The sequence below is a fragment of the Modestobacter sp. VKM Ac-2985 genome (assembly GCF_026967925.1).
GTDB lineage: Bacteria > Actinomycetota > Actinomycetes > Mycobacteriales > Geodermatophilaceae > Modestobacter.
This window is the reverse complement of record NZ_JAPVBI010000004.1, coordinates 65,728-80,153: the sequence shown is the minus strand read 5'-3', so window position 1 is coordinate 80,153 and position 14,426 is coordinate 65,728. Positions and strand designations below refer to the sequence as shown.

At 72.2% G+C, this 14,426-nt stretch carries 9 protein-coding genes; 2 read left to right on the top strand and 7 right to left on the bottom strand.

The window, feature by feature from the left end:
* Positions 1-108 precede the first annotated feature (108 nt).
* Positions 109-729, top strand: a complete 621-nt coding sequence (locus O2V61_RS22190) for a TetR/AcrR family transcriptional regulator (protein WP_269185453.1) — start codon at positions 109-111, stop codon at positions 727-729.
* Positions 730-814: 85 nt separating this feature from the next.
* Here the strand turns inward: O2V61_RS22190 and O2V61_RS22185 are convergent, their stop codons facing one another.
* The gene (locus O2V61_RS22185; RefSeq protein WP_269185452.1) at positions 815-2,377 is read right to left on the bottom strand and encodes an ABC transporter substrate-binding protein; all 1,563 of its coding nucleotides are present in this window, start codon (positions 2,375-2,377) and stop codon (positions 815-817) included.
* A gap of 415 nt (positions 2,378-2,792) precedes the next feature.
* Between O2V61_RS22185 and O2V61_RS22180 the strand changes: the two genes are divergently transcribed.
* A complete protein-coding gene (locus O2V61_RS22180; RefSeq protein WP_269185451.1) occupies positions 2,793-5,426 on the top strand; it encodes a hypothetical protein in 2,634 nt (877 codons plus the stop codon).
* A gap of 73 nt (positions 5,427-5,499) precedes the next feature.
* Here the strand turns inward: O2V61_RS22180 and O2V61_RS22175 are convergent, their stop codons facing one another.
* From O2V61_RS22175 to O2V61_RS22150, 6 genes are all read right to left on the bottom strand, one after another.
* Positions 5,500-6,597 (bottom strand): glycerate kinase, encoded by a 1,098-nt coding sequence (locus O2V61_RS22175; protein ID WP_269185450.1) that lies wholly within the window; start codon positions 6,595-6,597, stop codon positions 5,500-5,502.
* Positions 6,598-6,632: 35 nt separating this feature from the next.
* A complete protein-coding gene (locus O2V61_RS22170; RefSeq protein WP_269185449.1) occupies positions 6,633-8,711 on the bottom strand; it encodes an alpha-amylase family protein in 2,079 nt (692 codons plus the stop codon).
* Between the two features lie 120 nt (positions 8,712-8,831).
* Positions 8,832-9,782 carry an ATP-binding cassette domain-containing protein gene (locus O2V61_RS22165; RefSeq protein WP_269185448.1) on the bottom strand — a complete coding sequence of 317 codons (951 nt, stop codon included), beginning with the start codon at positions 9,780-9,782 and terminating at the stop codon, positions 8,832-8,834.
* Complete coding sequence (locus O2V61_RS22160; RefSeq protein ID WP_269185447.1) at positions 9,779-11,572, bottom strand: dipeptide/oligopeptide/nickel ABC transporter permease/ATP-binding protein; 1,794 nt, start codon at positions 11,570-11,572, stop codon at positions 9,779-9,781. The genes O2V61_RS22165 and O2V61_RS22160 overlap by 4 nt, the downstream gene beginning before the upstream one ends.
* Entirely contained in the window at positions 11,569-12,510 is a 942-nt protein-coding gene (locus O2V61_RS22155; protein WP_269185446.1) for an ABC transporter permease, read from the bottom strand. Before O2V61_RS22155 ends, O2V61_RS22160 begins: the two co-directional genes overlap by 4 nt.
* A gap of 347 nt (positions 12,511-12,857) precedes the next feature.
* Entirely contained in the window at positions 12,858-14,396 is a 1,539-nt protein-coding gene (locus O2V61_RS22150; protein ID WP_269185445.1) for an ABC transporter substrate-binding protein, read from the bottom strand.
* Between the last annotated feature and the right edge of the window lie 30 nt (positions 14,397-14,426).

Sequence of the window (14,426 nt, the reverse complement as noted above, 5' to 3'; positions counted from 1 at the left end):
TGGGAGCGTCCTCGGGGTGCGGGGCGCTGCGCCTCGGGAACACCCGGCGTGGTGCCCGCACGCTACCATCAATGTTGGATTCCGATACGACTTTGGGGACGACATCTCGTGACGACGCCATCCACCCGCGGGCCCTACGCCAAGTCCGCCGACATCCGCCACCGGATCGTCGAGGCGTGCGTCGACGCCCTCGCGGAGACGGGCTTCCACGGCGTGACGATGAAGGACGTCGCCCGCCGGGCCGACCTGGGGTACACGACCCTGCTGCACCACTACAGCCGGAAGGAGGACCTGCTGGCCGCGGTCCTCCGGCTGCGCGCGGACGAGAGCACCGCGTACCTGCACTCCGCCCAGGCGCTCGACCCCGCCACCCACCCGATCGAGGCCCTGCGGGGCATGCTCGCGGTGCTCGTCGACAACGAGCAGCGTCCGGGGATCATCGAGCTCCACGTGGTGCTGTCGGCCGAGGCGACGTCACCCCGCCACCCCGCGCACCCCTACTACGCGGAGCGCTCGCGCGCGCTGCGCGACTTCTACCGCCAGGCCTTCGCCACCCTGGCCACGCAGGGGCGACTGCGCTCCCCCATCGACCCGGAGACCCTCGCCACCATGACCGTGTCCCTGGTCAGCGGCACGCAGACCCAGTGGCTGCTCGACCGCGAGACGGTCAGCATGCCCACCGTCATCCGGGCCTTCCTCAGCTCCCTCGTGCCCGAGCTGGAGGACTGAGCCCCGGGCTCGGCGCCGACACGGGCACGGGCCCCGAGCGGCGGACGCCACTCGGGACCCGTGTGCGAGCGGGGTACGGCTGGACCTACTCGGCGACGTCGAACGCCCGGATGGTGCTGAGCGGCCGGGCACCGGTGCCGACGAACTCGATCCCGTCCGTGGTGGCCCAGCGCGTCCCGATGACACCGATCGGCGCGTCGAGCGCCTGCTCCACCACGACCGTGCCGGCCTCCTCGTACAGCCCGGCGCGCGCGTCCACGTCGGCCGTGGTCGCGATCTCCTCGTACAGCGCCTGGATCTCCGGGGTGACGGTGTCGAACGGGTTGATCGAACCCGTCTCGCTGTAGTGGTCCTGCAGCACCCGCGACGGCACGTCGAGGCTCTCGATCCAGAACGCCGCCGGGTACGCCCCGGACTGGATGGCCGAACCGGTGTCCGTCGGGGGCAACGGTTCCCACGTGACGTCGATCCCGATCTCGCCCAGGGCCTGGGAGACCGTCGGCTGGAAGTTCGTCGAGACCACCGTGGCGGGCAGGGTCAGCTCGAACCCGTCGGGGTACCCGGCCTCGGCGAGCAGCGCGCGGGCGGCCTCGGGGTCGTAGTCGTACACGGACGGCTCGACGTACCCGGGCGTGCCCGGGGCGAAGAGGGTCTCGGTGGTCTGACCGTTGCCCTGCAGGATCCCCTCGACGATCCCCTCGCGGTCGAAGGCCATGTTGATCGCCTGGCGCACCCGGACGTCGGCGAGCGCCGGCACCTCGGTGCCCTCCCGGTCCAGGATCTTGAGGCTCGCGGTGGCGTTCGGCGACAGCTCGGAGATGGTGAAGTCAGCACCCTGGAGCTGCTGGGCCTGGGCCGGCTGCACCGAACCGGCGTTGATCTCCCCGGACTGCAGGGCGTTGAACGCCGCCGTCTGGTCCTGGATCACCCGCACCCGGAAGGTCTCGAAGGGGTAGTCCTCGACGTTCCAGTAGTCGTCCCGGCGGTTGAGCACGTAGGTGGCACCGGTCACCGTGGCCTCGGTGTCGAGCTCGTACGGCCCCGAGCCGACCGGGTCGAGCGCCGTGGACTCGTCGTCGAGCGTCTCCGCGTCCCCGATGACGCCGGCGGCCAGTGCGAGGTTGGACAGCAGGGTGGGGTCCGGCGCCGAGAGGTCGAGGACGACGGTGCGCTCGTCGGGCGCCTCGACCGACTCCACGCTGGCGAGCTTGGGCTGCTGCGGCCCGGGCGTGGTGCGCGTGCGTTCGAGGGTGGCCGCCACGTCCTCGGCGGTCACCGGGTCGCCGTTGCTGAACGTCATGCCCTCGCGCAGCGTGAGCGTGAGCGTCTGCAGGTCCTCGGAGTACTCGTAGCTCTCGGCTGCGTACGGCTGCGGTTCGCCGTTCTCGTCCAGGACGAACAACGAGTCGAAGAGCGCAGTCCAGACGAACGCCTGCTGGCCCTCCTGCAGCTGTGCCGGGTCCAGCGAGTTGGGCTGCGCCTGGATCGGCAGCGCGAGGGTCGCGTCACCGGCACCGGACGAGCCCCCTCCCTCGCCGGACGACTCCGACCCGCCCGAGCAGGCGGCCGTCGAGAGGAGGGCCGTGGCCCCGAGGGCCGCAACGAGACGCCGCGGCACGGGCCGCGGACGGGTGAACTGGGCGAGCATGGTCACTCCCTTGTGATGCGCACCTACCGGCGCGGACGTGCCGGACGCGGGAGGACCCGCGGTGCCACGGATCTGCATCCGCACACCGGAGCCCTCTGGCTGACCTCAACCAAGCAGTGGCGCAGCTCACGGAGAACCGATTGCCACTTGTTGTCACCACCTGTAGTCCAGATCACAGCGCGGTCACGTCCAGTGGCAGGGCGCAAAGGGCAGCCAGCGCGGTGCGCGGGCCCCGATCGACACACCCGAACCTTTGGCAACCGGATGCCAGAGAGGTTGACCTGCCTCGCGCACCGTGCATAGGTTCGCTGTCCACAGTGCCGGTGACCGGTGCCGATGCGACGAGCTCCACGCGCCGACGGCGTCGCCCCGTGCGGACCAGCTGTGACCCCCGAGCACGGAGAGGTGTCCCCCCATGCCCCACCCGACGTCCATCCTGGTGTCCGCCCCACCGGGGCTCGCCGAGCGACCGGCCATCGACTGGGCGCTGAGCAAGCTCCGCGAGGCCGCCGATGCCCGGTCGATCAGCCTGCAGGTCGGCACGGCGAACCCCGCGGACGAGGACGCCGCGAGCGATCTCGCGGTCACGCTGGGGAACCCGGACGACCTCCGGCGCACCGGCGGCCCGGCCTGCCCCGACGAGGCCGAGTCCTACGCGATGTCGGTGGAGGCGTCCGCCGGCGACGGTCGCCGGCTGTCCATCGCCGCGACCGACGACCGCGGGTTCGCCTACGCCCTCACCGAGGTCGCCGAGCGGCTGGCCGCGGGCGGCGTGGCCTCGTTCGAGGTCGGGGAGTCGGAGGTCCAGCGTCCGCACGTCCCGGTCCGCGGCATCGTGCGGGCGTTCTCCAGCGTGCACGAGGACTCCCCGTGGTTCCACGACCGGGCCTTCTGGACCGACTACCTGGACCACCTGGCGCAGCAGCGGTTCAACCGGTTCCACCTGGCCTTCGGGATGCAGTACAACTACGGCACCGGCTTCGAGAGCCGCACCGCCACCGACAACTACCTCTGCTTCCCCTACCCCTTCCTGCTCGACGTCCCGGGCCACACCGTGCGCGCGCAGGGGGTGACCGACGCGGAGCGGGACCGCAACTTCGACGCACTGGCGTACATCGCCCAGGAGACGAAGCGCCGCGGCATGACCTTCCAGCTCGGGCTGTGGAACCACGCCTACGACTACGGCTACGACTCCCCGCAGTGGTACCCGATCCTGGGGGTCGGGCCGGAGACGCACGCCCAGTACTCCGCGGCCGCGCTCGGCCTGCTGCTCGAGCGGATCCCGGAGATCGACGGGGTGACCTTCCGGGTCCACCACGAGGGCGGCATCCACGAGGAGGGACACGAGCTGTTCTGGGACGTCGTGTTCCAGGCCGTCTCCGACGTGGGTCGGCCGATCGAGGTGGACATGCACTCCAAGGGGGTCGACCAGGCGCTGCGGGACAGCATCGTCAAGCCGAACATCAAGCCGGTCATCTCCGCCAAGTACTGGGCCGAGCACCTGGGGCTGCCGTACCACCAGACGTCCATCCGGCCTCAGGAGCTCACGCCGTTCGCCTGGCCCGGCATGAACCGGAAGATGACCGGCGTCACCGACGTCGAGCGGCGCTTCACCCGCTACGGGTACGCCGACTTCCTCGCCGAGGACCGCCCCATCGACTTCATGTTCCGCATGTGGCCGGGCACGCAGAAGCTGCTGCTGTGGGGCGACCCCGCGATGGCGGCCGGCTTCGGGCGGCTGGCGACGATCGGCGGCTCGCGCGGCGTCGACTTCTGCGAGCCGCTCACCTTCAAGGGCAGACGAGGGACCGGCGAACCCGGCCGACGCGACCCCTACGTCCGCGACGACCTCCGGCTGGGCGTCCACGACTGGCGCAAGTACCGGTACAACTACCTGCTCTGGGGACGGCTGATGTACGACCCCAGCACCGACCCCGAGGTGTGGCGCCGCTTCCTCAGGGACGACTACGGCGCCGCGGCGGCCGACCTCGAGGAGGCCCTCGCCCAGCTCAGCCGGGCGCTGCCCCTGGTGACCGTCGTCCACGGCGTCAGCGTCGCGAACAACCACTACTGGCCGGAGATGTACACCGACCTCGCGGTGTCCTTCTGGCGGCAGATGACGCACTACGTGTACGACACCCCGGAGCCGCGGACCTGGGAAGGGGTCAGCCCGTTCGACCCCACGCTCTTCTACTCCGTCGCCCAGTACTGCGACGACGCGCTGCGTGGGTCGCTCGACGCGCGGTACACGCCGCTGGAGGTCGCGGCGTGGCTGGAGACGATGGCCGCGGAGGGGAGCGCCGCGACCGACCGCGCTGTCGAGGTCGCCGATCCCGCGGACCCGCAGACCCAGCGGACGCTGATCGACCTGCGGGTGCTCGTCCAGCTCGCACGCTTCTTCGCCAGCAAGTTCCGTGCCGCCGTGGCGTACGCCCTGTTCGCCCGGACGAGGGACGTGGCGCACCTGGAGGAGTCCGCGCGCCTGCTCGAGCAGTCGCACAAGGCCTACGGCGAGATCCCGGCCCTCGTGGCCGGGGTGTACCAGGACGACCTGGCCTTCGGGTCGGGCGCGATGGAGCGCGGCACGTGGAAGGACCGGCTCATGGCGATGCGGGAGGACGCCTACCTGCTCCGCATCGAGCTCCAGCGGGCCCGCGCGGTGGAGCCCGCCTCCGCCTCCCCCGCCCTCGTCCAGCGGGAGAGCCGCACGGTCGTCCCCGGCCGGTTCGAGACCGCGGAGCGGTACACCCACGGCGACGCGTTCGCCGTCCGGCTCGTCGTCGACGCGCCGGTGTCCGGCGCCGTCCTGCGCTACCGGCACCTGAACCAGGCCGAGGAGGTGCAGTCGGTCGAGATGAGCCGCGTCGGCGAGCACTTCGAGGCCGCCGTCCCCGCCGACTACACGACGGCGCCGTTCCCCCTGCTCTTCTTCGCCGAGGTGCAGACCGACGGTGAGCACCCGGTGCTGGTCCCGGGGCTCGGTGCGTCGCTGTCCGATCAGCCCTACGTCGTGGTGCACAGCACCGCGGCCGCCGCGACCGGCGACTGAGGTCCACCCCGGCTCCGCCCACGGCTCCCGGCCGAGGGCGGGGCCGGGGCCGGCCGCGGGCGACGAAGGCCGGTCAGCCGCGCGGAGCGGCCTGGCCTCCGGTGATCAGCGCGCCGGCCAGCTCGCGGGCCGCGGCGCGCACGTGGTGGGCGGGCCGACGCATGGCCTCCTCGTCCGAGCCGGCGATCGTGGCCAGCGCGACGGCCGGGACGCCGGGGTCGGCGTCCACCCGTCCGGCGATCACCCGGGCCGGCACGCCGGCGTCGGCAGCGGCCGCCAGGACCGCCGAGACGAGCTTGCCGAGGCCGGACTGGGAGTCGAAGCGCCCCTCCCCCGTGATCACCAGGTCGGCCTCCGCCAGCGCCGACGCCACGCCCGCCAGGTCCAGCATCGACGCGGCACCCGGTTGCACGGTGGCACCGAACCCCTGGGCCAGGCCGTAGCCGGTGCCGCCGGCGGCGCCGCACCCCGGCAGCGTCGGGTCTCCGCCGAGCAGCCCCGCGAGGTGCTGCAGCCCCTGGTCGAGCAGCGCGCACTGTTCCGGCGTGGCGCCCTTCTGCGGGCCGAAGACCCAGGCAGCGCCCTGGGGGCCGCAGAGCGGGCTCAGCACGTCGACGAGCAGGCGGACCGGTGGGAAGGCCCGGAGCGGACCGGTGTCGATGCCCCGGACCGAGCGGAGCGATCCCCCGCCCTCGTCCACACCACCGTCGCGGTGGACGATCGCGCCGGCGCCGGCGAGCGCCCCGAGGCCACCGTCCGTCGACGCCGAGCCCCCGAGGCCGACGACGATCTCCCGGGCTCCTGCTCGCGCCGCCTCCCGCATCACCTGCCCGAGGCCACGCGTCGTCGCGCCCAGGGGGTCGGGCGCGTCGAGCAGCGTGAGACCGCTGGTCGATGCCAGCTCCACGACCGCCGCGCCATCAGGCAGGCGCAGCCAGCGCCCCTCGACAGGACGGCCGTCGGGCCCGGCCACCAGCCCGGCGCTGCGGAGCACCGACCCGGGCGTGGCCGCGTGCACGGCGTCCAGGGTCCCCTCGCCGCCGTCGGCCAGCGGGAGGAGGACGAGGTCGTCGTCGGGTCGGACGTCGCCCCACCCCGCGGAGATCGCCTCGCACACCTCCGTGCTGGACAACGTCCCCTTGAAGGAGTCCGGACAGATGACGATCCGCATGGGACCTCCTGGCGCGGGTGGGGACGACGGCCGGGTCAGCTCGCCGCCGTGATCCGGACGACCTCGAAGAGATCGACGGTCGGCAGGTCCACGACCCGGTCCGCACCGTCGGCGCGGGTCTGCAGGGGGACGCCGGCCACGAGCGCGTCGACCCGGAGGTCGTCCGCGCCCCGCCCACGGAGGCGCAGCGAGCCACCCCCGACCGGGACGTGCGCGCCGTAGGACCGGCGACGCGCGCCGCTGTGGTTGAGCAGGTGGACGACCGTGCTGCCACCGCTCTCCCCCACGACCACCTCGACGCGGTCGTGCAGCTCCGCGGTGACCGCCGGGGCGACCAGGGACCGGACCACGCTCCCGAGGTGGTCCCGCACGTCGGTCTTGCCGTACTCCCGGTAGGTCCGCCCCACGGTCCAGGGCACCAGCACGACCTCCCCGCTGCCGAACCGGCGCAGCACTCGGTCCGGGTCGTCGCTCGCGGTGTGCCCGTAGGCGAGCTCCGGGGGCCCGTGCGGCGCGCGGGGCAGCACGAAGCCCACCGTGCTGACGTCCGGTCGCCACTCGAAGCGCTGGTAGCGGCCCATGACCGGGAGGATCGGCGCGTCGTAGTGGTACTCCGCCATCCGCGGCTGCTCTCGGTCGGTGACGTACGTCGACCAGAGGTCCGCGCCGGCCAGCGCGGGTGCCACCGGGCGCAGCGCCGGGCTGCACTCCAGCTCCACGGAGCCGTCGCGGCTCACCCCGGCCGCGCCGGTGATCAGCAGCTTCCCGCCCCGGGAGACGTAGTCGTCGACCCCGGCGGCACCGCGGCCGAGGGTCCCGACGTCGGGCAGCACCACGAGGGAGTACCGGTCCAGCGCGCCCACCGCCGCGACCGCCGCCAGGTCACCGACCGGCACGACGTCGAAGGGCACGTGCTGCTCGAGCAGCGCCTCGTAGACGCCGCGGAACTCGTCGATGACCTCCCAGTAGGTGCCGGTGGTCACCGAGCCGTGGTCAGGGCGGACCAGGGCGACCGGTGCCGCCGGCTCGAGCTGCCGGTAGAGGTCGGTGTGGTCCCGCCGGAACCGCATCACCTCGCGCCCGAGCGACAGCGCCCGCTGCATCGGCAGCCGCCCGGGGGCACCGAAGAAGAAGGCCGAGGGGTTGCCGCCGCGGGCGACCGTCTGCACGAGGTACTGGGCGAAGTGCTCCGGCTGCTCGGCGCCCATGCGGTAGGCGTGGTCGATGAAGGCGACGCAGTTGACCATGACGGCCGAGCCCGGCTGCGAGGACACGTGCGCGCTCACCGCTTCCGCGGTGGCGTGCGGCCAGAACTCCTTGCCGGGCATCGCGCGGTAGGCGTTGTTGCCCTCCAGGTACACGATGGGCGCCCCGCGTCGGAGCAGGACGCCGATGTCCCGGTCGCGCGCCGCGACGTGGTCGACGATCGTCGCCGTGAGGCGGGCGAGCGTCGCGCTGGTGTACTGCCGCCACAGGCCGAAGTCCTCACCGCCCAGCGTGGTCGGCAGTTCCTTGCCGCCGCTGAACTCCGCGAACCCCGCCCGGCACGCGGCGCAGTGGCACGGCGGATGGTTCACCTCGTCGTAGTCGCGCTCGTTGAAGTTGAACCAGTTGAAGAACAGGCCGTCGACGTCGTACCGGTCGAGGACCTCGTCGACGACATCGAGGGTGCGCTGCTGGTAGTACTCCGCCGAGGGGCAGGTGCTGTACAGCGTGTTGTAGAGCTGCGGTTCGCCCTCCGGGGAGCGGTACAGCCAGTCGGGGTGCTCCTCGGCGATGCCGGCCGAGACCTTGGACATGTCGAGCCTGGCGATGACCCGGACGCCCCGGCGCTTCGCGGCGGCGACCGCGTCACCGAACAGGTCCCCGGACGCGCGGCCGGCCAGGAGCGGGTTCCGGGTCTGGAAGGGCAGGTCGGTCGGGTAGAACGACGAGATCCCGCCGGCGTTCAGCAGCCAGGTGTCCGCGCCGTGGTCCTCGACCGCGTCGAGCGCGACCTCGACGTCGACGTCCGCGTCGACCTGCTGCAGGTTGGTCTGGAGGACGGTGAACGGCTCGCGCCAGCGACTCCCCGCGGGGAGGTCACGCTGGGTGGGGTCGGTGTGGTCGGGCATGTGCACCTCTCGAGACGGGCGGGGACGTCGTTCGTCCCGAACTGGGCGGGGCGAACGACGCTCCGGGGCGGACGGGACCGGCCTCCCGGGCCGGGGACCCGGCGGGCACGGTCGGGCGGCTCAGGCCTCCGGCCGGATGGCGGGGCCGGGCCACCCGGCGACCGCGCCCGACACCTGGTTCGGGTCGTCGTGCTCACCGGCCGGGTCGCCCTGCTGGCCGGCGGGTGTTCCTCCATCGGCCAGCAGGGCCATGCGGTGCCGCTCCTCCCGGCGCCGGCGCTGCTCGACCGGGTCGGCGACAGGCGAGGCGAGCAGCAGCCGCCGGGTGTACGGGTGGTCGGGTGTGGACGTCACCGTCGCGGCGCGCCCGGTCTCGACGATGTCGCCCTGGTAGATCACCGCCACCCGGTGGCTGACGTGGCGCACCACGCCGAGGTCGTGGGAGATGAACAGGTACGACACACCGGTCTCGCGCTGGATGTCCATCAGCAGCTCCAGCACGAGGGCCTGGGTGGAGAGGTCCAGCGCCGACACGGGCTCGTCGCAGATGATGAGCTTCGGTCCCGGCGCCAACGCGCGGGCGATGGCGACGCGCTGGCGTTGGCCGCCGCTGAACTCACGGGGCAGCCGCTGCCCCGCGTCCTTGGGCAGCTCCACCTTGTCCAGCAGGCCCAGCACCCGGGCCCGGGCATCACGTGCGGTGACGCCCTGGACGATCAGCGGTTCGCTGAGGATGTCCTCGATGGTCAGCGCCGGGTTCAGCGAGGAGTACGGGTCCTGGAAGACCACCTGGATGTCCCGCGCGAGCGCGCGACGCTGCGCCGTCCCGGCATGGGTGATGTCCTCGCCCTGGAACCGGATGGTGCCGCCGCTCGCTGCGACGAGACCGAGCGTCGCGCGCCCGATGGTGGTCTTGCCCGAGCCGGACTCCCCGACGAGCCCCAGGACCTCCCCCTCGCCGAGGGTGAGCGAGACGCCGTGCAGCACCTCGATCGGCCGGGCCCGGAAGCCGCGGCCGGGGAAGGCGACGCGGAGGTCGTCGATCTCCAGGAGCGGTGCGGTCGCGGTCATCGGGGTCCCTCCGCCCCCGGTGCGACCAGCACCGGGGAGTCCGTGCGGACGTGGCTCTCGTCGAGGATCGAGTCGAGCAGCATCCGGGTGTAGGGGTGCTGGGGGTCGCGGAACACGGCCTCGACCTCGCCGGTCTCCACGATCCGCCCCTGCTGCATCACGGCGATCCGGTCGCAGATGTCCGCGACGACACCGAAGTTGTGCGTGACCATCAGGATCGCCATGCCCATCTCCGCCTGCAGGTCGCGCAGGAGGTCGAGGATCTCGGCCTGGATCGTCACGTCGAGCGCCGTCGTGGGCTCGTCGGCGATCAGCAGGCGGGGGCGGCTGGCCACCGCCCCCGCGATCAGGACGCGCTGCGCCATGCCGCCGGAGATCTGGTGCGGGTAGGAGGAGAAGACCCGCTTCGGGTCCGGGATGCCGACGTGGTCGAGCAGCTCCAGCGCCCGCTTCCCGGCGGCGGCCCGGGGCAGCCCCGAGGTCGCCCGGATGCCTTCCACCAGCTGGGCACCGATCGTGAACGAGGGGTCGAGGTTGGACATCGGCTCCTGCGGCACGTAGGCGATCGCCCGGCCACGCACCTGGATCAGCTCCCGCTCGCGCAACCCGAGGAGCTCACGCCCCTCGAGCCGGATGGACCCGCTGGTGATGACGGCGTCGGGCGGCAGGAGACCCAGGACGGAGAACGCCGTCTGGCTCTTCCCCGAGCCGGACTCGCCGACGAGGCCCAGGGTCTCCCCGGGGCGGATCGCCAGCGAGACACCCGAGAGCACCTCCTTCACCCCACCCGACGGCGTCGGGTAGGAGAGGCTGAGGCCCTCGATCTGCACGAGCGCCTCGCCCGCCTCCCCCCTGGACGCCGGGGAGCCGGCCTGGACGCTGGGCGCCGCGATCTTCTGGGCCTTCGGCCGTGCCCCCGCCAGGGCGTCGCGCAGCGAGTTGCCGAAGAGGACCAGGGCCGAGGTCAGCACGCCCAGGAAGGCGGCCGGCCAGACGAACTGCAGCGGGTCGACGTAGTAGTTGCGGAAACCGTCGGCGATCATCGCGCCGAAGCTCGGGACCTCGGTCGACCCCAGACCGAGGAAGGCCAGCCCGGACTGGACCCCGATCGCCGAGCCGGTGAGGAACGCTGCGGAGATGATCACGGGCCCCCGCACGGTCGGCATCACCTGCCGACGCAGGATGCGCGGGCTCGACAGGCCCGACACCCGCGCTGCGTCGACGTAGAGCTCGTTCCGCGCGCCGACGGTCAGGTTGCGGACGATGCGGTAGACGCCCGGCGCCAGCAGCACGCCGAAGATGAGCATCGTCGCCCGGAAGTCGCCGCCGGTCACCGGCAGCAGCACGATCAGGAGCAGCAGACCGGGGAACGTCATGATCAGGTTGAACAGCCACTCGGTGGCGAACCGGGTCCGTCCTCCGAAGTAGCCACCGATCAGCCCGAAGGTCAGCCCGACGGCGACGGCGACGCTCGTGCCGATGAGCCCGGAGAGGACGCTCGTGTTGATCGAGTACAGCAGCCGGGCGAAGATGTCCCGCCCGCTCTGGTCGCCGCCGAGCAGGTAGCCCGGGGTCCCGGGGTCGGCGTTCACCGCGCTGAGCGCCGACTCGTTCGGGTCGTGCTGGGCGAGGAGCGGCGCCAGGAGACCGAGCAGGACGATGACGACGAGGATCGTCGCCGTGATGACCGCCTGCGGGTCCCGGATCAGCCGGCCGAACGCCGATCGACGCTGCGTGGTGTCCGCGGCCTCCGTCTCGGTCTCCGTCTCAGGGGCCTGTGCCTCGCTCAAAAGAGCCTCGCCTTCGGGTTGAGCCAGCCGTTGATGAGGTCGGTCAGCAGGTTGATGGAGACGACGAGCAGCACGCTGAAGAGCGTGATGCCCAAGATCACCGGGACGTCGCCCCGCAGCGCGGAGTTGAAGGCGAACGACCCGAAGCCCGGCAGCGCGAAGACGTTCTCGATGATCAGCGCGCCACCGAACATCGACAGGAACTCCAGCGACATGACCACCAGCGCCGGCGAGGCCGCGTTCCGCAGCGCGTGCCGGTAGACGATCGACCGGGTCGCCACCCCCCGCGACCGCAGCGTCCGGACGTAGTCCTTCTGCAGCTCACCGATCATGGTCCCGCGCACCTGGGCGGCCATGTTCGCGATGCCGTTGATGACGAGCACGATGACCGGGAGCGTGATCGCCAGCGCCCAGCGGCCCGGGTTCTCGGCCAGCGGCGTGTACCCGGTCGCCGGGAACCAGCCCAGGTTCACCGCGAAGACGACGACGAGCACGATCGCGATGAGCAGGTTCGGGAACAGGTGCCCGGTCAGCGAGACCGCCTGGGAGAGCCGGTCGACCGCTCCGGCGCGCGAGGCCGCCAGGACGCCCAGCGCGACGCTGATGACCACGCTGATCGCCAGCGCGACGAGCACCAGGGAGAGCGTGACGCCCAGCCGTGATCCCACGGCCTGCGCCACCGGCTCGCTGGTGAAGTAGGAGTTCCCGAAGTCGCCGGTGAGCACGCCACCGAGCCAGTCGAAGTACTGCACGACCACCGACCGGTCGAGTCCGAGCTGTACCTGGAGGGCTTCGATCGCCTCCGAGGTCGCGGCCGGCCCGAGGATGTTGGCTGCCACCCCGTCGAAGGACGAGCTCAGCAGCCAGAACGTGAAGAACGTGACCAGCAGCGCGAGGACCAGCGCGGTGGCGAGTCTGCGGAGGATGTACTGGAGCATGCGGGCCCTTGTCGGTGTCGAGGGGCGGTCAGGACGGCGGCTGGCCGGGGGCCCTCCCGCGCACGGTCGGGTCGGTGACGATCAGAGGCGGGCCGTACGAGCCGGCGCCGTCTCCCGCCTGGGCAGCTGTGGGTACCGAGCGCCCGTTGTTGTGAAGTGAAGCACCGGTGTGATCGAGGCGACAACCAGTTGCCAGCCAGTTGCCTCGAAGTGCACGGCCTCGTTCTCTGCCTGGGCCTGCCGTGCCGCGGACGGCCATGGCAACCCGTTGCGACGGGTGCTGGAGAGCCCCTCCCCGGGGCGCGGACCTGGCACGTCGGTCCGCGCCCCGGGGCGGCTCGCCGCTGCTACTCGGTGCCGAAGGAGCGGATGTCCTGCGGGGAGTTGGCCGTGCCCTCGAAGGTCATCCCGTCGGCGAGTGCCCAGCCCTGGCTCAGCGCGAAGATCGGTGCGAAGAGCGCGTTGTCGACCCCGAACTCGTTGATCTCCTGGTAGACCTCGGCCGCCTCCTCCGGGTCCACCGCGCTCGCTGCTTCCTGCAGCAGCGCGTCGAGCTCGGGGTCCTGGTAGCCGAACGGGTTCTGCGAGCCACCGGGCGCGTAGTAGAGCGCCGCGGTCCGGGCCGGCGGAGCCACGCTGCCGATGTTGAAGTACCCGGCCCAGTCCGTCGTCTGCACGTTGGTCTGCATGGTCACGGGCTGCCACTCGACCGTGATGCCGACGTCCTCGAGGGCCTGGCTGATGGAGGGCTGGAAGTTCTGCACGAGGAGGTTGGCCGGGAGATCCAACGTGAAACCGTCGGCGTGGCCCGCCTCGGCGAGGAGTTCCCGCGCCCGCTCCGGGTCGTGGGGGTACTCCTCGTCGAGCGCCTCCACGAACGCCTGCGACGCCGGGTTGAAGATCTGCGTGGTGGGCGTGCCGAGCCCCTGGAGGATCGCGTCCACGAATCCCTTCCGGTCGAGGGCCAGGTTGATCGCCTGCCGGACGCGCACGTCCGCGAGCTCGGGCGCCACCTGCCCACCCCGGTCCGCGAGGACGAGCGCGCCGACGCCCTGACCCTCGACCACCGTGACCCCCAGGCCGGCCGCCTCGGCCTGCTCGGCCTGGGCCGCATCGACGCCGCCGGCGTCGACCTCGCCCGCCAGGAGGGCGTTGACGGCCGCCGTGCGGTCGGCGATCACCCGGACGGTCACCGTCTCGAAGGGGTAGGCGTCGGCGTTCCAGTGGTCGTCCCGCCGCTGGAGCACGTAGCTCGAACCGGCGACCGTGGCGTCCTGGTCCAGCACGTAGGCGCCGGAACCGACGGGATCGAGCGCCGTCTCGGGCGAGTCGATCGTGTCGGGGTCGCCGATCACACCAGCGCCCTGGGCCAGCGAGCCGAGGAGGTTCGGGTCGGGGCTGCTGAGGTTCAGCACGACCGTGTCCTCGTCCGGGGTGTCGATCGACTCGACGGCGGCGAGGTTCCCCTGTTGCGGGCCGACGGTGGTGCGGGTCCGCTCCAGGGTGGCCTGCACCGCCTCGGCCGTGACCGGGTCGCCGTCACTGAAGGTCATGCCGTCGCGCAGGTCGAGGGTCAGCGTCCGGGCGTCCTCGGAGTACGCCCAGCTCTCGGCCGCGTTCGGCTGCAGGGTCCCCTCCTCGTCCGGGTAGAGCAGCGTGTCGTAGACGCTGCCCCAGATGTAGCGCTGCTGACCGTCGTTCAGCTGGGCGGGGTCCAGCGAGTTCGGCGCGGCCTGGACGGCGAGCCGGATGCCACCGGAACCCCCGGAGCCGGATCCCGAGGACTCCCCGGACGACGAGTCCCCGCCACTGCAGGCCGAGAGCGCGAGCAGCGCTGCCACGGCGGGGACCCCGAGCGAGAGCTTGCGGGGAGGGAGCACGGACATGAGGTCTCCTTTGACGCACACGAGCGGGTG